Raw genomic sequence first — 15,516 nt, 5'->3', positions numbered from 1 at the left:
CTGCAAAATCATGGGTTTCGAGGTGGACGGCAGCGTGGCGGACTACCGGGAGGTGGGCCGGCACATACCGTTCGTGCGCTTCACCCCGGCAACGTGACACCCGCCCCACATCCCGCGTGCGGGGGCGTCATCGCCGGCCGTGGCGGGCGACCAGGCCGTCGAGGATGCACTCCAGGGCGAACTCGAACCGTCGCTCGCTCTCGCGCTCCACGTCGATCTCGCTGGTGGCGGCCATCCGGCGGGCCAGCAGCGGGTGGCGGTCGATGATCTCACGGACGAATCCCGCGGCCCTTTCGTCCCAGCCGGCTCCCGTCTCGCTCATGCGTGCCAGGGTGTCGCGCCAGGCGATCTCGGCGATGGCCGACCCGACCACGTGGTCATTGACGGTCGCCATCGCCGCGTCCAGGTCCGCGTCGGCGAACCCGGCACGCGCCAGCAGGCGCAGCCCTTTCTCGGCCAGGGCCAGCGCGTTCGGCCCCAGGTTGGACCGCAGGGTCAGCTCCGACAGCGCCCACTGGTGCCGAAGGAGCATGTCGCGGTGGTGGCGGGCCAGGGTGGCCAGCGCCCGCCGCCAGTCCGGCACGTCGGGCGCGGCGCACACCTCCCCCAGCACGCGGTCGAGCGCGAGTTCGAGCAGGTCGTCCTTGGTGCGCACATACCAGTAGAGCGACCCGGCGGTCACGCCGAGGCCGGCGGCGATCCGGCGCATCGACAGGCCTCGGTGACCGTCGGAGTCGAGCACGGCCACGGCGGCGTCGACGATCTGGTCACGGGTGAGCCGGCGGTCGCGCGGCGGCCGTTGGGGACGCAGCCACACGGACCCGTCGGAGAAGTCTGCGGAGGACACGGGATCACCGTACCCCGAATTGACGGTCGTCGTTCAGCCGTATTAGACAGTGTTCAAGAGCGATGAACGATGTTTAGGAGTGTGTCATGCCCCCTCCCACCGACACGCCGTTGTTCCGTGCGAACGGGCCGCTGCCGGGCAGCGTGCACGTGACCGCGATGGGCCCGCATGGCGCGCCGCCTGTGCTCTTCGTGCACGGCTCCACCAGCTGGGGCGATGACCCTTCCTACGGCTTCGCCGCCCAGGCGCCGCTGGCGGCCCGCTTCCGTCTGCTGCTCATGGACCGGCGCGGGTACGGGGGCAGCCCGGACGCCGGGGAGAGGTTTCCCAGCGACTACCTGGCGGACGCCGACGACATCGCCGAGCTGCTCGGTGACGGCGCACACCTCGTCGCCCACTCGTACGGCGGGGTCGGCGCCATGATCGCGGCCGCCCGCCGCCCCGAGGCGGTGCGCTCGCTCACCCTGATCGAGCCCGGCTGTTATCAGGCCGCTGCCGACGACCCGGCCGTGGCGGACGCCCTGCGCACCAACCGTACGGCTTACGCCGAGCTGCCCGAGCTGACGCCGGAGCAGTGGCTGCAGGCCTCCGGCGGCTCTACCGGCAGCCTTCCGCTGGAGGCGAGCGAGCCGCGGTTGCGTGCCGCCGGCACCGCGCTGCGCGAACGGGTGTGCTGGGAGGCCGGGGTCCCGCTCGCCGCGTTGCGGGCGGCCGCGTTCCCCAAGCTGGTGATCTCAGGAACGTGGGAGAGCGCGCCCGAGCTCTATCGTGAGCGCGGGGGCGTCCCGCTCATGGCCTGCGCCCGCATCACCGCGGAACGCATCGGCGGCCGTCACACGTCGGTCCCCGGCGGCGGCCACTGCCCCCACGTGGAGGCTCCGGAGAAACTGAACGGCCTGCTCGCCGAGGTCTGGGACCAGGCGACGTAAGCAGTGCAGGCCGGGCGACCGTCCCGTAGTCGCGCGCCGGCATTCATGCGGCGTCCGCATCGGCGGATCATCCGAGCCGGGCCGGCGCCCACTCCGGCAGCTCGGTGAGAATGTCGGCGAGGGTGACGCCGGCGAGGCTGTCCCGCCATGCCCGGTGGGCGTCGGCCACCTTCTCGGCGATGACGCACATGCGCTCGTGCCCGCCGACGTGGCCGGCTTGTCGGCCGAGATCGCGGTCGGCGAGCCCCGGGGACGCTAGGCCGACCTCGCGGGTCCCGAGCCGCAGGACCTGGTCGACATGGCCCGGCGTACTCATCAGGCGCGGGGCCGTACGGTAGGGGCCAGCGTACGGTGCCGAAAATTTTGCCAAAGCCCTGGAACGTCTGCGCACACGGCGGTCCAGGGCTTCTCAAGGTAAAAACACATTGCATGGGGATTTATACCGCTTGCAGCGTTTATGGGGCTGTATATACCTTTCTGGGGATTACGGCAGAGGCCGACGGTGATCGTTAGCCCCGCCCTTTGCCGCGACATTGACAGGCCGAATCCGCACAGCGCGGAACCGGGGACCCACCTTTCCGGGGTGAATCGCACGCCGGCCGACGGCCGCGTGCGTAGGGCACTTCCACGTCCGAACCCGTCAGCTAACCCGGTAGGCACATGGAAGCAAGGAGTCGATCCCCCATGCGCGAACTCACCCGACGCCTCACCCTTTCCGCCGCCGGCGCCCTGCTGGCCGGAACCGCCGCTCTGTCGGGCGCGACCGCGCCCGCGTACGCGTCCCCCGTCGAGCCGGAATCGGCCCAGGCGGCCGAGCAGCCGACGCTCACCTACGGCCAGGACGTGTCCAACTACCAGCCGCAGCACGACTGGGCAGCCAGCCCCGCACAGTTCGGCATCATCAAGGCCACCGAAGGAACCGACTTCCGTGACGCCGCCTTCGCCCGGCACTGGAGCGAGCTGGGCAAGAAGGGCATCGTGCGCGGCGCGTACCACTACGGGCACCCCGCCAACGACCCCATCGCCGAGGCCGAGCACTTCCTGTCCATGGTGAACTCGCAGTCCTCCCAGCCCGGTGACCTGCTGGTGCTGGACCTGGAGACCACCGACGGCAAGTCCGTCGAGGAGGTCAACGCCTGGGCCAAGGCCTGGCTGTCGCACGTGAAGGCCGAGACGGGGGTTACCCCGATGTTCTACAGCGGCTGGAACTTCGCCGACACCCACGGCAAGGGCCTGGCCGAGTACCCGCTGTGGGTGGCCCACTACAGCAAGCCTAAGGGGACGGTGACGCCGCCCGCCGACTGGAAGACCTGGACCATCCACCAGTACTCCGACACTCCCATCGACCAGAACGTCTCGGCGCTCTCCCCCGACGAGCTGCGGGCCCTGGGCCGCGCCTCCGCCTGACGCGCGGAGGGCCGGCCCGCCCTCCGCGCGCCGGTCAGGCCGCGTACGGGTCCCGGCCCGCGCGGATGCGTCCCGCCATGGCCTTGAGCGCATCCAGCGCGGTCAGGTACGTCAACGGGCCGAACGAGACGCGGGCGACGCCGAGGGAGGCCAGCCTGCCCAGGTCCATGCCGGGCATGCAGGTGACGTTGACCGGCCCGGCGACGGCCTCCACCAGGTCGCCGACCACCTTCTCCGACGGGGCCAGGATGGGGAAGACGCAGTCGGCGCCGGCCTCCAGGTAGCGGCGCCCGCGTTCCGCGACCTCCTCGGCCGACGTCGAGCCGGTCAGGAACACGTCGATCCGCGCGTTGATCACCAGGTCGGGGCCCGCCTCCCGGAGTGCGGCGATGCGCTCGGCCTGCGTGCCGGCGTCGACCAGTCCCCCGCCCGGGTAGTCGGTGTCCTCGATGTTGAACCCGGCCGCGCCGATGGCGGTGAGCCGTTCGACGAGCTCGCCGGCCGGCAGGCCGTAGCCGCCCTCGGCGTCGACGGTCACCGGTACGTCCACGGCCCTGATGATCCTGGCGGCCATGTCGAGCATCTCCTCGACGGGCGCCTGCTGGTGGTCGCCGCGCCCCAGCAGGGCGGCGATGGACGCGCTGGCCGTCGCCAGGGCGGGGAAGCCGGCCTCGGCCACGACGGTGGCGCTGCCCGCGTCCCACACGTTCGGCAGGATCAGCGGGTCGCCGGGCTTGTGCAGATCACGCAGGAGAGCGGTACGGGTATCGGTCATGATCGTTCCTTGACTGTGAGGGTCATGTCCCTCTCATGACTCCCGCGGCCCTCGCTTCGTGACACCTTCCCGGTGTGATCGCAGGCACACAGTCCGGTACGTCAGCGCTCGCCCGGCCCGGCCGGCGGTTGTTCCAGGGCGGAGTGCCGGCGACTGTAGGCGAAGTAGATGACCAGCCCCAGCACGAACCAGGCGGCGAAGCGCAGCCAGGTCGCCGGATCCAGGAAGGTGATCAGCCAGATCGAGAAGAGCACCCCGATGGCCGGCACGACCGGCATCCCGGGCGTGCGGAACTGCCGGCGCAGGCCGGGCCGGCGGTAACGGAGCACGATCACGGCCAGGCAGACGACGACGAACGCCAGCAGGATGCCGATGTTCGTCAGCTCGGCGGCCTCCTGGATGGGCAGGAACCCGGCGATCACGGCGGAGGCGACGCCCACGATCCAGGTGACACGCGAGGGCACGCGCCGTACCGGGTGCAGTTTGGCGAACCACTGCGGCAGCAGCCCGTCGCGGCTCATCGAGAACCACACGCGGGTCACGCCGAGCATGAACGTGAACATGACGGTGAGGATGCCGATGATGGCACCCACCGCGATCACCGACGCCAGCCCGGACAGCCCGACCGAGACGAACGCCGAGGAGAAGCCGCTCTCGGGGTCGATCTCCCGGTAGTTCTGCATGCCGGTCAGCACGAGCGTGGCCAGCACGTACAGCACCATGGCGATGATCAGGGAGTAGATGATCGCCTTGGGCATGTGCCGCTGCGCGTCGCGTGACTCCTCGGCCGCCGTGCTCATCGCGTCGTAGCCGAACACCGCGAAGAACACGGTGGCGGCTCCGGTGATGGCCCCGCCGATCCCGTACGGGAAGAAGGGGTGATAGTTGGAGGTGTTGATGTGGAAGAAGCCGACCACGATGACGAGCAGCACGACCGCGACCTTCAGCCCCACCACGAACGTCTCGAACCGGGCGGCGGTGCGGATGCCGAGGTTCAGCAGGAAGGCGATGAGCAGGCAGAGCAGCACCGCGAACAGGTCCACCACGCGTCCCTCGCCGGTGCCGGGCGCGCCGAGCATCCACGCGGGCAGCCCGAACCCCAGCTCCTGGACGAGGAAGCCGAAATAGCCGGAGATGCCGATGGCGACGACCGCGACGATCGCGGTGTACTCCAGCAGCAGGTCCCAGCCGATGAACCAGCCGACGATCTCCCCCAGGACGGCGTACCCGTAGGTGTAGGCGGACCCGGCCTTCGGGATCATTCCCGCGAACTCGGCGTAGGACAGCGCGGCGGCGGCGCTGGCGACACCCGCGATGAGGAACGACACCAGCACGGCGGGTCCCGCGGTCTCGTTGGCGACCGCGCCGGCCAGCGCGAAGATGCCCGCACCGATGATGCCGCCCACGCCGATGGCGGTCAGCTGCCACAACCCCAGTGTCCTGGCGAGTTCCCCCTCGTGCTCGGTGGCGATCTGCTCCACCGGTTTGCGCCTGAAGACGCCTCGCGAAGTGACCATGACGCCTCCCAGCCGATCGCGGCCCCCGTGCATCCGCCTTCCCGCCTGCGGCGTCAAGTAAGCTCACGCGCCGGACAAGGGCGCGCGGGCGGCACCCGGCCAGGATGCCGCCCCGTTCACGCCTCAGGGCATCTTGTACTCGGCCGCCTGGCCGCAGTAGCTGGTTCCGAACGGGGAGTTGCTGTAGCGGCACACCTGCACGACCACGCGGTCGATGGAGGTGACTCCGGTCGCGTCGGACAGCGCGATCGTCACCGCCACGGTCGCGTCGTCCGCCTTGGCCTCCTCGGAGTCGACGACGGTGGCGCCGTTGTAGGCGGTGAAGGTGGCGCGGGAGTGCATGTCGTCGGGGGCGCAGATCGACGGGCCGGCGCTGTCGGACAGGGTGCCCTCGACCTCGACCGCGGGCCGGATGACGGGTCCTTCCACCCACTCCAGCGTGCCCTCGGTGACGCCGTGGCGGCACCGGTCGCCGGAGTCGGCGGAGAACTCCACCGTCGCCTGGGCCGCCGCGGGCTGCGCCGCCAGCAGGACCGCGGCGATCGTGGCGGCGAGCACCGCCCATAAGCGTGTACGCATGACATCGGCCTTTCCTGTGAGGGATGCTTCCGGCCCTTTATCGTCGATCACAGGCCGGCGATGATCCAGCGCTGCCGGGCTTTCTGCACGCAGTTGCAGTGGCCGTCCGCAGTGGCCGTCCGCACGGAGCGCCACCGGCCGCCGCCTGGGATCCCCGTCGCACCAGGGCGATCAGCTGCACGGCGACCACGACGTCCACGACGCCGCACCACTCGGCGAACGTACGGGCCACGGTCGCGTCGCGCCACAGGTGTGGGGCGTTCGACGTGGAGATGACCTTGAGGTGGCCGCCGAGGCGGCCACGTCGGCCGACGCGGTACGCCTGGCGCGCGAGCACCGGCCCGACATCGCCGCCTCCGCGCTGACCGAGGACACCTCCCGCCACGCGGCCGCCCACCGCGCGTGAGAGGAGGGCTGGATCCAGCCCGCCGTCACGGGGCCGACTTGATGTTCTTCATCGTGAAGTTCGACGTGACGCCCCTCACGCCCGGGATCGTCATGACGTACTGGCTGAGGAAGGTCTCGTAGGCGGCCAGGTCGGCGACGGCCACGCGCATGAAGTAGTCGGGGGTGCCGAACAGGCGGCGCAGCTCGACGACCTCCTCGGCCTGCGCCAGGGTGCGCTCGAAGCGCTCCACGGTCCCCGCGTCCTGCGAGTCGAGGGTGAGGTCGATCAGCACCTCGAAGGACCTCCCCACGGCGGCGGGGTCGATGACGGCCCGGTAGCCGCGGATGACGCCGTCGGCCTCCAGCCGCTGGACGCGTCTCAGGCACGGCCCCGTGGTGAGCCCGACCCGGTGGGCCAGCTCGACATTCGTCAGGCGCCCTTCGCGCTCCAGCTCGCTGATTATTGCTCGGTCGATCGCATCCACGGTGAGAAGATTGCACCACAAGCCGCTTGACGGGCAATTCCGGCAACCACATGGCACGTGTTTCGCGAGACCATTGAGAAGTGCGAGAACACGTTCCCCCGCAGGTCACCATGTCCATCCCAGCGTCCATCCCAGCGTCCATCCCAGCGTCCATCCCAGCGTCCATCCCAGCCACCCGGCGGCAGCAGATCGCCGCGGGGGTGCGCGACTCGTTCTCCGCCGGGCTGGGCATCCTCCCGCTGGGGGTCGCGCTCGGGCTGATGGTCGTCCAGGCCGGCCTGCCCTGGTGGCTGGCCCCCGCCCTGTCGCTGTCCGCGTTCGCCGGCTCCGTGGAGCTGCTGGTGGTGGGGATGGCGGCCACGGTCACGCCGCTGGGCGCGATCGCCCTGACCGTCCTGGTGGTCAACTTCCGCCACGTCTTCTACGCCTTCTCCTTCCCGCTGCACGTGGTCAGGCACCCGCTGGCCAAGGCGTACGCCGTCTACGCGATGATCGACGAGGCGTACGCGGTCAACGCCGCCCTGCCCGAGGCCGAACGCTCGGCGCCCCGGCTGCTGGCGATGCAGGTCGCCTGCGAGGCGTACTGGATCGGCGGCGGCCTGGCCGGCGTCGCGCTCGGCACGGCCCTGCCCGGCCCGGTCAAGGGCCTGGAATTCGCCCTGTGCGCCCTGTTCACGGCGCTCGCCCTGGACGCGGTCCGCTCGCGCAGCGAGCTCCCCTCCGTCGTGCTGGCCGGGGCGAGCGTCGCGGCAGCGCTCGTGCTGACCCCGGAAGCAGCCCTGTTCACCGCGCTGCTGCTGTTCCTCGCCCTGCTGCTGGCCCGCCACGCGCTCGCCGCCCGCCGGAACGCGGGCCGGCCCCAGGAGGTGGCCGGCAGTGCCTAGCACGCCCTACCTGCTCGCCGTCCTCGCGATCGTCTTCGGCATCACCTTCGCCCTGCGCGCCGTTCCCTTCGCGGCGCTGCGCGGGCTCCGCACGTCGGCGACGGCACGGCACCTGGCGATGTGGATGCCGGTGGGCATCCTCGCGATCCTCGCCGTCACCGCCCTGCACGGCACCATCACCGCGGAACCACGGGCGGCGCTGCCCGCGCTGCTCGCCGTGGCCGTCACCGCGGGCGCCCATCTCGCCTTCGGCCGCCGCACGATCCTGAGCGTCGGCATCGGCACCACCGTGTACGTCGTCCTCGTCAACGCCTTCTGACCCGGGCCGGGGTCAGCGTACGACGGTCGTCTCGTACGTCTCGATCGCGTCGCCTCCGAACGTCAGGACCGCCCCTCCGGCGAAGGCCGCCACCAGGGCCGCCACCAGGGCCGCCACCAGGGCCGCCACCGCGGCGACGACCCGCCACCCCCGGGTCGGCGCCGCCCACCGCCGTGGCGGCCCCTCCGTCGGCCCCTCCGGATGGGCCGACGGAGCGGCTGCCGGAGCGGCTGCCGGAGCGGCGATGGCGGCGCGGGCGTCCGCCCAGGCTCGCACCTGCTCCTCGTCGAGGCCACAGGCCCGGACGAACGCCACGAGCACCTCGTGCCGGGGCAGCCGGTTCCTGCCGAGCATGGTGGAGGCGGTGGAGGAGGGCAGCACGTCCCCGGCGGCGGACGCGCGGCGTTCGAGCTGCCGGAAGCTCTGGCCCGACCAGGCCTTGAGCCGGCGGAGTTCCTGCATGAATGCGGCCTCGCCGGTGACCGGTGGCGGCGGCGGTGTGGTGGTCATGATCGGCTCCTGTGTCGATCTGCGGGTGCGGGCCCGGGACGCTGACCTGGACGTACGGTGTCCCGTACGAACCCGGACACCCCGACATGTTGATCAGTCCTGGCGGCGCGAGTCAACTGGTGCCTTCCGATCGCTGGAGGCCCCATGCGTACAGGTGCGCTGCTGTTGCTCGTGCTCGCGATGACCGCGTGCTCGCCCGCCGCCGACGAACCGATATCCGACTTCCTGGCCAGGACGCTGCCGGAAGGACCGGGCGGCACGGTCATCGCGGCGCGCGGCGACCGCATCGTGGACTGTGAGGGCTTCGGCCTGGCCGACCGCGCCGCCGGGACCCCCGCGACCTGCGACACGGTGTACGACGTCATGTCGATCACCAAGCAGTTCACCGCGGCCGCGATCCTGAAGCTCGAGACGATGGGCAGGCTGCGCACCAGCGACCCGATCAGCGCCCACCTCGGGCAGGTCCCGCCCGGCAAACAGGGGATCACCGTGCACCACCTGCTGACCCACACGGCGGGCCTTCCCGAGTCGCTGGGCGACGACTACGAAGTGCTGTCACGCGAGGGCCTGCTGGCCCGGGCGCTGGCCTCCGCACCGCTGTCGGCCCCCGGCGAACGGTTCCGCTACTCCAACGCCGGCTACAGCGTGCTCGCCGCGATCATCGAGAAGGTCTCCGGCCTCGGCTACGAGGAGTTCCTGGCCGAGCACCTGTTCGCCCCCGCCGGGATGACCAGCACCGGGTACGTGCTGCCCCACTGGGACCGCAGCCGGATGGCCGTGGAGTACGACGCCGGTGGCCGCGCGAAGGGCCGGCCCGACGAACATCCGCGGGCACCGGACGGCCCCTACTGGAACCTGCGCGGCAACGGCGGCATGCTGTCCACCGCCCGCGACATGTTCCGCTGGCACCGCGCGCTGATCGGCGACACCGTCCTGCCCGGCGGTGCCAAGGACAAGCTGTTCACCCCGTACGCGCCGATGCCCGACTCCGACGAGTCGTACGCGTACGGCTGGAGCATGCACGGCACCGGCGACGGCCGGATCGCCTGGCACGACGGCGGCAACTCCTGGTCGCTGGCGTCGTACGCCAGGTCGCTGGACGACGGCGTGATGACGTTCTGGGTCAGCAACCACGCCTACCGCGACTCCCGGTGGAACCTGGAGGACGTGCAGGAGGATCTGACGCTGGGCATCCTGGACCGGGCCCGCGCCTCCGCCGCGTGAACCCCGGGCCGTCGCCGGGGCCCGCCCTCGCGGCCCGTCGAGGCGACCGGTCAGTTTTCGAGAAGCATCGCTCTCATAGCGACCCATAACCTGATGACCATGCACATCACGGTTCACACCATCTCCATTCCGCACGACCCGGCGAGCCCCGCGCTCCGGCGGACGGCCTCGCGCCGCGTCCGGGACCCGCGCTGAGCCGATCCGCCGCTCATGGTCTCGCACGCGCCTTCCGTGCTCCGACGTCTCGTCCCCGCCGCCTACCGGCCGGTGCTCGCCCATCGGGTGTTCCGGCGGCTGATCCTCGGCTTCGCCGTCTCCTATCTCGGGGACGGCATGAGCTTCGTCGCCGTGGCATGGCTCGCCATCGAGCTCGCGCCGCAGGCGAGCGCGGGGTTGTGGGTCGGCGGCGCGGTGGCCGCGTACACGATGCCGGGCGTGGCCGGCGCGCTGGTGCTGGGCCGGCGCCTGCGACGGGTGCCGGCCAGGTGGGTGCTGCTCGCCGACAACGTGGTGCGCGGCGTGTTCCTCGGCGTCGTGCCGCTCGCCTGGTTCGCGGGGCTGCTCAGCCTGCCGCTGTACGTCGCGCTGCTCGCGGTCTCGTCCCTACTGCACGCGTGGGGCAGCGCGGCCAAGTACACGCTGCTGGCCGAGCTGCTGCCGGGCGAGCATCGGCTCGCCGCGAACACCCTCGTCAGCTCGCTCGAATTCGCCGCCACGATCGCCGGGCCCGCGATCGCGGGGGTGCTGGTGACGTACGTGAGCACGGCGCTCGTGGTCGGCCTGGACGCCCTCACCTACGTCTTCCTCGCCGTGGTCGTGCTGCGCACCCGCCTGCCCGGATCGGGGCGGGTCTCCCCCGTCGACCGGACGGCCGCCCGCGGCGGGCTCGCGTTGTTGCGCTCCCATCCCGAGTTGCTCGGGCTCCTGACGCTCACCTGGTTCTTCAACCTGCTGTACGGCCCGGTCGAGGTGGCACTGCCGCTCCACGTGACCCACGATCTGGGCGCGCCGGGCACGCTGCTCGGCCTGTACTGGATGGTGTTCGGCGTCGGAGCCGTGTTCGGCGGGCTGGCCGTCGGCGCGCTGCGGCGGCTGCCGCTCTGGCCCGTGACCGTCGGCATCGTGCTCGGCTGGGGGATCCTGCTGCTGCCGTTCGGGTTCGGCGCGCCGACGGCCGTGACCGTCGTGTGCTTCGGGCTCGGCGGCGCCGTCTACGGGCCGTTCGTGGCACTGTCGGTGACGCTCATGCAGGCCAAGGCGCCGCCGGAGCACCTGGCCGCGATGCTGGCCGCCCGCAGCGCGGCGCTGCTCACGGCAGCGCCGCTCGGCACCGCGCTGGGCGGTCCTGTCACGACGGCGCTGGGCGCGCAGGCGACGCTCGGCGCCTCAGGACTCGCCACCGTCGTGCTCGGAGCCCTCGCGTGCGTCCTGTTGCCGGCCGGCCGCCGCAGGCGGTGAGCAGGGCGGCCGGGACCGAGCGCTGGGGTGCCCCTGGCCCGGCCGCACGCACGCCGCCTACGCGCCCTTGTGCCTGGCCGTCGCCGGGTCGCGTGCGACCATGACGGTGACCCGGTGCACCAGCCATTCCAGCGGCCCGCGCCGGATCCATCGCAGCCACAGCGGCGAGAAGACGAAGGCGAAGACGACCATGCCGGCGAACAGGGTGAAGGCGTAGGGCGGGTCGCCGGCCGTCCGCTCGATGACGACCTGGTGGGCGGCGTACCACGTCAGCGACAGGCTTCCCGCGGCGGTCAGCGGCAGCAGCGCCCGCTGCCAGCCCGGCCGCTCCAGCAGCGTGAGGAACCCGGCCAGCAGCAGCAGGCCGACCCCGACCATCATCGGCGCCATCGGAATGCTCAGCGCGTACAGCTGGTGCGGCGGCAGGGTCAGCACCGACGCCCACGGCTGCACCATCGGCCCACCCGCGGACTTCATCATGTCCGCCAGCGCCCGCTCGGCGCCCAGCGGGACGAGCGCCACCCACGACACCAGCCAGGAGACGGCCACGAGCAGCGCGCCGCAGCCGGCCATCTTCGCGCGCACGGCGCGGCTGCGCAGGTCGAGCCGTCCGATGGCCAGCCCGGCCAGCAGCAGCGGGATCGCGTACGGCGTCTGGAATCCACCGCCCAGTAGCAGCTGGTGCACCTTGGCGAGCCAGTCCTGCGGGTTCAGCAGCACCGCCAGGCCGAAGGCCTGCTCGGCACCGGCGCTGTTCATCGGGGAGATGGCCCAATCGCGGCCGTGGTTGAGCACGATGAAGCAGAAGACGGGGAGCACGGCCCCGAGGACGCCGGCGGCCGCCAGCAGCGTGCCCGGGCGCAGCCGTACCAGCGGGATCAGCAGCAGCAGCCACACGGCGTAGAACTCGAGGATCGACAGGTTCATGCCGGACAGCTGATCCACGCACAGGCTGATCAGAAACAGCATGACCGCGCGGACGGCCAGCCGTTTCCTGGACGTCGCCAGCCGGTCGCCGCCGAGCGGCGCCGGCCCGCCGGTCATGAGCGCCACCGAGATGCCGGCCATCAGCACGAACAGGCTCATCGAGCGGCCGGAGACGGTGTGCTCGACCCAGTCGAGCACACCTGGTTTGTCCGGCATGGGAGCCGGGCTGAGCCAGCCGGTCGGGCTGACGTGCATGTAGACCATGCCGACGATGGCCAGCGCCCGCACGGCGTCCAGCCCCGGCAGCCGCCCCCGCGGGGGCCGGGAGCGGACCGTCGGCTGAGCGCCCGGCGGGGCGTCATGGGGAACGTCCACGGGATGGTTCATTTCTGGTAGGCCTCCCAAGACAGGGGCATGGTCCCGGCTTTCTCCGCCTGCTCGGCGAATTCGATGTCTTTCTCAATGCGTCACGGAATTTCTCCGCGGGGAACGCCTCGCGGCTTGCCGGCGGGCGCTTCCCGGCCGCTGTACCGGCCCTGACGCGCAGGCCGGTACGGCACTCGGCTCCTCGACGGAGCTTCACGGCGTCCACCGTAAAGGCGGTGGCCGTCGATTCATTTCAGCTTTCACATCGAAATGCCAGCGGTAATCCATAGGTCTTGTAACAATGCGCGGCAATGTATTATCTGCGGCATGTCGTTGAGAAAACCGCTCGCCGTCGCGGGCGCCGTGCTGTGCGGGCTGGCCCTGGCCGGGTCGGCTGTCGTGGCCGGGTGCGGGATCGATCCGCGGGTGCGAGTGGAAGGACAGCCCAGCCAGGGCACGGCCTCGCCCACGCCGGCGCAGACGGCCGCCGGCACCCGGTCCGACCTGGACGGGATGCAGGTGCTGCGCGAGGATCCGCGCCTGGGCACGCGGGAGACGGCCGCGATCAGACGGTGTGAGCACGGCAGGTTCCCCGTCCACACCGAGGAGGTCTCCCTTTCCGGCGACTGGGGGCACGTCGACCTGGTGGTCGTCACCGTCTACGTCTGCCCGGGCCGCGCCTGCGGTTATGAGGGCACCCGTGGCACCTACGTCTACCGTCTCACCGGAGGGCAGCCGGACCGGCGCGTCTACGCCCACGAGGGCGTGGGCAGCCGCGTCGAGGTCCGCGACGCCGCCCTGGTCCTGGTGCGGCCGGAATACCGGCCGGGCGACGCCGCCTCCTGCCCGACCGCCACGAGGGAGACGCCGCTTCGCTGGAGCGGCCGCACGCTCGTCCCCGACGGCGCGTGAGACGACACGAAGGATGGACAGGGATTTCATGGACGCCACCGAGACCCCGCACGTGCTGTTCGTCGAGGACGACGAGGTGATCCGGGAAGTGACCCAGCTGACCCTCGAACGCGACGGCCTGACGGTCACGACCGCCGCCGACGGGATGGCCGGGCTGGAGGCCTTCCGCGCCCGCACTCCCGACGTGGTGCTGCTGGACGTGATGTTGCCCGGCATGAACGGCGTGAGCCTGTGCCGGCGCATCCGCGAGGAGAGCCTCGTCCCGGTGATCATGGTGTCGGCCCGCGACGACGCCGTCGACGTCGTCGTCGGCCTGGAGGCCGGGGCCGACGACTACGTCACCAAACCCTTCGACGGCTCGGTCCTGCTGGCCCGCATCCGCGCGGTGCTGCGCCGCACGACGCAGGGCGGCGCTCCAGCCGGACGGCGGGTCCGCCCGCTGCGCTTCGGCGACGTGGAGATCGACGTCGACGGCATGCGGGTGCTGCGCGGCGGCAGGCCGGTGGCGCTCACCCCGACCGAGATGCGGCTGCTGCTGCGCTTCGCCGAGTCGCCCGGCGTGGTGCTCAGCAGGGACGTGCTGCTGGAAAGCGTCTGGGACTACGCTTACGGCGGCGATTCGCGGCTGGCCGACATCCACGTGCAGCGGCTGCGCACCAAGATCGGCAGCGACCGCATCGAGACGGTACGCGGCTTCGGCTACAAGCTGCGCGCGGAGGGCGAGTGAGGTTCCCGCGCGCGAGGGGACCACGGCGGATGAGCCTGCGCTGGAAGATCAGTGCCACGGTCGCCGCGGTCAGCGTCGTCGTGGCGGTGGCGCTGAGCCTCATCGTCCATCTCGCCTACGCCCGCAAGCAGGCCGACGACGCCCACCGCCTGCAGTCCGAACGCATCCAGCTGCTGCTGCGCGAATATCACCGCGGCAGCCAGCCGGCCTTCGGCAGCCGGCTGGACGACCCGGCCGTGCCCGCCGACCTGCGCGCGGCGGTGCGCGGCGGGAAGGTCGCCACCGCGCTGCGCCAGACCTCCGAGGGCACCTTCGTCTGGGCGGCGGCCGGCACCGGCGACCACGTGCTGTCCCTGCGCTCCGACTACCGGCACAGCCTCGACGACCTGGCCGCGCTCGACCGGGTCCTGCTGCTGGGCTCGGCCGCTGTCGTCGCCGGCGGCACCCTGGCCGGGATAGCGATAGGCGCGCGGCTGTCGGACCGGCTGCGCCGGGCCGCGACCGCCGCCCGGCACGTCAGCGCCGGCGACCCCACCGTCCGGGTGGGCGCGGCGATCGGCGGCCGCTCCCACGACGAGGCCACCGAGCTCGCCCACGCCGTCGACGCGATGGCGGGCGCCCTGCAGGCCCGCCTCGAAGCCGAACGCCGGGTCACCGCCGACATCGCCCACGAGCTGCGCACCCCGCTGACCGGCCTCACGACCGCCGCCGAGCTGCTGCCGCCCGGCAGGATGACCGACATCGTGCAGGAGCGCACCAAGGCCCTGCGCGCCCTCGTCGAAGACGTGCTGGAGGTGGCCCGCCTCGACACCGCCACAGAACGCCCCGCACTGTCGGACGTCGCGCTCGGGGAGTTCACCACGCACCGCGCGGCCGCTCTCGCACCGGACGCGCGGGTCGTGGTCCGCGTCGGCACCGTCGTGGCCACCGACCCGCGCCGCCTGGAGCGCATCCTGGCCAACCTGCTCACCAACGCCACCCGGCACGGCCGGGCGCCGATCACCGTGGTCGTCGACGGACCCCGCGTCACCGTCCGCGACCGTGGCCCCGGCTTCCCCGGCCACCTGCTGCGCGACGGGCCGGCCCGGTTCCGCAAGGGCGGCGACCGCACCACCCCCGGCCACGGCCTCGGCCTGACCATCGCCGCGGGCCAGGCCGCCGTCCTGGGCGCCCGGCTCACCTTCGCCAACCCGCGGGAAGGCGGCGCTCTGGCCACGCTCGACCTCGCCCCCGCCGCCGGCGGCGAACCCTCCCCTTGATATG

General features: G+C 71.9%; 18 protein-coding genes and 1 riboswitch. Of the genes, 10 read left to right on the top strand and 8 right to left on the bottom strand.

What is annotated here, in order from left to right; translation table 11 throughout:
* Positions 1 to 127: 127 nt before the first annotated feature.
* Positions 128 to 847: a TetR/AcrR family transcriptional regulator gene (locus GUY59_RS03170; protein ID WP_138198801.1), complete on the bottom strand. Its 720-nt coding sequence runs from the start codon at positions 845 to 847 to the stop codon at positions 128 to 130.
* 86 nt (positions 848 to 933) lie between these two features.
* On the opposite strand from GUY59_RS03170, the gene GUY59_RS03165 reads away from it, so the two are divergent.
* Complete coding sequence (locus GUY59_RS03165; protein WP_201760445.1) at positions 934 to 1,776, top strand: alpha/beta fold hydrolase; 843 nt, start codon at positions 934 to 936, stop codon at positions 1,774 to 1,776.
* A gap of 67 nt (positions 1,777 to 1,843) precedes the next feature.
* Here the strand turns inward: GUY59_RS03165 and GUY59_RS47265 are convergent, their stop codons facing one another.
* Positions 1,844 to 2,092, bottom strand: a complete 249-nt coding sequence (locus GUY59_RS47265) for a hypothetical protein (RefSeq protein ID WP_201760444.1) — start codon at positions 2,090 to 2,092, stop codon at positions 1,844 to 1,846.
* Positions 2,093 to 2,305: 213 nt separating this feature from the next.
* Positions 2,306 to 2,450, top strand: a riboswitch (cyclic di-AMP (ydaO/yuaA leader).
* A 10-nt stretch (positions 2,451 to 2,460) separates the two neighbouring features.
* On the opposite strand from GUY59_RS47265, the gene GUY59_RS03150 reads away from it, so the two are divergent.
* Positions 2,461 to 3,183 carry a glycoside hydrolase family 25 protein gene (locus GUY59_RS03150; protein WP_161714355.1) on the top strand — a complete coding sequence of 241 codons (723 nt, stop codon included), beginning with the start codon at positions 2,461 to 2,463 and terminating at the stop codon, positions 3,181 to 3,183.
* 34 nt (positions 3,184 to 3,217) lie between these two features.
* Here the strand turns inward: GUY59_RS03150 and GUY59_RS03145 are convergent, their stop codons facing one another.
* The 3 genes from GUY59_RS03145 to GUY59_RS03135 all read right to left on the bottom strand — a co-directional run bounded on the left by GUY59_RS03145 (position 3,218) and on the right by GUY59_RS03135 (position 6,054).
* Positions 3,218 to 3,958 carry an isocitrate lyase/PEP mutase family protein gene (locus GUY59_RS03145; RefSeq protein WP_138198797.1) on the bottom strand — a complete coding sequence of 247 codons (741 nt, stop codon included), beginning with the start codon at positions 3,956 to 3,958 and terminating at the stop codon, positions 3,218 to 3,220.
* Positions 3,959 to 4,059: 101 nt separating this feature from the next.
* Positions 4,060 to 5,475, bottom strand: a complete 1,416-nt coding sequence (locus tag GUY59_RS03140) for an amino acid permease (RefSeq protein ID WP_138198795.1) — start codon at positions 5,473 to 5,475, stop codon at positions 4,060 to 4,062.
* Positions 5,476 to 5,598: 123 nt separating this feature from the next.
* Positions 5,599 to 6,054 carry a hypothetical protein gene (locus GUY59_RS03135; RefSeq protein ID WP_138198793.1) on the bottom strand — a complete coding sequence of 152 codons (456 nt, stop codon included), beginning with the start codon at positions 6,052 to 6,054 and terminating at the stop codon, positions 5,599 to 5,601.
* 283 nt (positions 6,055 to 6,337) lie between these two features.
* Between GUY59_RS03135 and GUY59_RS49765 the strand changes: the two genes are divergently transcribed.
* The gene (locus GUY59_RS49765; protein ID WP_269128682.1) at positions 6,338 to 6,460 is read left to right on the top strand and encodes a hypothetical protein; all 123 of its coding nucleotides are present in this window, start codon (positions 6,338 to 6,340) and stop codon (positions 6,458 to 6,460) included.
* A 25-nt stretch (positions 6,461 to 6,485) separates the two neighbouring features.
* On the opposite strand, the gene GUY59_RS03125 is transcribed toward GUY59_RS49765, so the two are convergent.
* On the bottom strand, positions 6,486 to 6,926 hold the full coding sequence (locus GUY59_RS03125; protein WP_138198791.1) for an Lrp/AsnC family transcriptional regulator: 441 nt from the start codon (positions 6,924 to 6,926) through the stop codon (positions 6,486 to 6,488).
* A gap of 80 nt (positions 6,927 to 7,006) precedes the next feature.
* Between GUY59_RS03125 and GUY59_RS03120 the strand changes: the two genes are divergently transcribed.
* Both GUY59_RS03120 and GUY59_RS03115 read left to right on the top strand, forming a co-directional pair.
* On the top strand, positions 7,007 to 7,810 hold the full coding sequence (locus tag GUY59_RS03120; protein ID WP_252374803.1) for an AzlC family ABC transporter permease: 804 nt from the start codon (positions 7,007 to 7,009) through the stop codon (positions 7,808 to 7,810).
* Complete coding sequence (locus GUY59_RS03115; RefSeq protein ID WP_132333037.1) at positions 7,803 to 8,129, top strand: branched-chain amino acid transporter permease; 327 nt, start codon at positions 7,803 to 7,805, stop codon at positions 8,127 to 8,129. The genes GUY59_RS03120 and GUY59_RS03115 overlap by 8 nt, the downstream gene beginning before the upstream one ends.
* A 12-nt stretch (positions 8,130 to 8,141) precedes the next feature.
* On the opposite strand, the gene GUY59_RS03110 is transcribed toward GUY59_RS03115, so the two are convergent.
* Entirely contained in the window at positions 8,142 to 8,639 is a 498-nt protein-coding gene (locus GUY59_RS03110; protein ID WP_161714354.1) for a helix-turn-helix domain-containing protein, read from the bottom strand.
* Positions 8,640 to 8,783: 144 nt separating this feature from the next.
* Between GUY59_RS03110 and GUY59_RS03105 the strand changes: the two genes are divergently transcribed.
* Together GUY59_RS03105 and GUY59_RS03100 are read left to right on the top strand one after the other, a co-directional pair.
* On the top strand, positions 8,784 to 9,863 hold the full coding sequence (locus GUY59_RS03105) for a serine hydrolase domain-containing protein (protein ID WP_138198790.1): 1,080 nt from the start codon (positions 8,784 to 8,786) through the stop codon (positions 9,861 to 9,863).
* A 231-nt stretch (positions 9,864 to 10,094) separates the two neighbouring features.
* Complete coding sequence (locus tag GUY59_RS03100) at positions 10,095 to 11,321, top strand: MFS transporter (RefSeq protein WP_201760442.1); 1,227 nt, start codon at positions 10,095 to 10,097, stop codon at positions 11,319 to 11,321.
* A gap of 57 nt (positions 11,322 to 11,378) precedes the next feature.
* Here GUY59_RS03100 and GUY59_RS03095 read toward each other — a convergent pair whose 3' ends face one another.
* Complete coding sequence (locus GUY59_RS03095) at positions 11,379 to 12,623, bottom strand: DUF418 domain-containing protein (RefSeq protein WP_161714353.1); 1,245 nt, start codon at positions 12,621 to 12,623, stop codon at positions 11,379 to 11,381.
* Between the two features lie 318 nt (positions 12,624 to 12,941).
* Between GUY59_RS03095 and GUY59_RS03090 the strand changes: the two genes are divergently transcribed.
* The 3 genes from GUY59_RS03090 to GUY59_RS03080 are packed head-to-tail and all read left to right on the top strand — an operon-like array spanning position 12,942 to position 15,512.
* Positions 12,942 to 13,526 carry a hypothetical protein gene (locus GUY59_RS03090; RefSeq protein WP_138198785.1) on the top strand — a complete coding sequence of 195 codons (585 nt, stop codon included), beginning with the start codon at positions 12,942 to 12,944 and terminating at the stop codon, positions 13,524 to 13,526.
* A gap of 28 nt (positions 13,527 to 13,554) precedes the next feature.
* The gene (gene cseB / locus GUY59_RS03085; RefSeq protein ID WP_138198784.1) at positions 13,555 to 14,253 is read left to right on the top strand and encodes a two-component system response regulator CseB; all 699 of its coding nucleotides are present in this window, start codon (positions 13,555 to 13,557) and stop codon (positions 14,251 to 14,253) included.
* Positions 14,254 to 14,282: 29 nt separating this feature from the next.
* A complete protein-coding gene (locus GUY59_RS03080; RefSeq protein ID WP_138198783.1) occupies positions 14,283 to 15,512 on the top strand; it encodes a sensor histidine kinase in 1,230 nt (409 codons plus the stop codon).
* The last annotated feature ends 4 nt before the right edge of the window (positions 15,513 to 15,516 follow it).

The organism is Nonomuraea sp. K271, assembly GCF_009908215.1.
Taxonomy (GTDB): Bacteria; Actinomycetota; Actinomycetes; order Streptosporangiales; family Streptosporangiaceae; genus Nonomuraea; species Nonomuraea longispora.
Note: the sequence above shows the minus strand (reverse complement) of the source record. Positions and strands in the feature narration are given on the sequence as shown.

What these genes read in the sequence shown, in the direction of transcription:
- GUY59_RS03110 (WP_161714354.1), bottom strand. Translation starts at nt 8,639, where the DNA reads ATGACCACCACACCGCCGCCGCCACCGGTCACCGGCGAGGCCGCATTC.
- GUY59_RS47265 (WP_201760444.1), bottom strand. Translation starts at nt 2,092, where the DNA reads ATGAGTACGCCGGGCCATGTCGACCAGGTCCTGCGGCTCGGGACCCGC.
- GUY59_RS03140 (WP_138198795.1), bottom strand. Translation starts at nt 5,475, where the DNA reads ATGGTCACTTCGCGAGGCGTCTTCAGGCGCAAACCGGTGGAGCAGATC.
- GUY59_RS03105 (WP_138198790.1), top strand. Translation starts at nt 8,784, where the DNA reads ATGCGTACAGGTGCGCTGCTGTTGCTCGTGCTCGCGATGACCGCGTGC.
- GUY59_RS03150 (WP_161714355.1), top strand. Translation starts at nt 2,461, where the DNA reads ATGCGCGAACTCACCCGACGCCTCACCCTTTCCGCCGCCGGCGCCCTG.
- GUY59_RS03165 (WP_201760445.1), top strand. Translation starts at nt 934, where the DNA reads ATGCCCCCTCCCACCGACACGCCGTTGTTCCGTGCGAACGGGCCGCTG.
- GUY59_RS03135 (WP_138198793.1), bottom strand. Translation starts at nt 6,054, where the DNA reads ATGCGTACACGCTTATGGGCGGTGCTCGCCGCCACGATCGCCGCGGTC.
- GUY59_RS03080 (WP_138198783.1), top strand. Translation starts at nt 14,283, where the DNA reads ATGAGCCTGCGCTGGAAGATCAGTGCCACGGTCGCCGCGGTCAGCGTC.
- GUY59_RS03090 (WP_138198785.1), top strand. Translation starts at nt 12,942, where the DNA reads ATGTCGTTGAGAAAACCGCTCGCCGTCGCGGGCGCCGTGCTGTGCGGG.
- GUY59_RS03145 (WP_138198797.1), bottom strand. Translation starts at nt 3,958, where the DNA reads ATGACCGATACCCGTACCGCTCTCCTGCGTGATCTGCACAAGCCCGGC.
- cseB (WP_138198784.1), top strand. Translation starts at nt 13,555, where the DNA reads ATGGACGCCACCGAGACCCCGCACGTGCTGTTCGTCGAGGACGACGAG.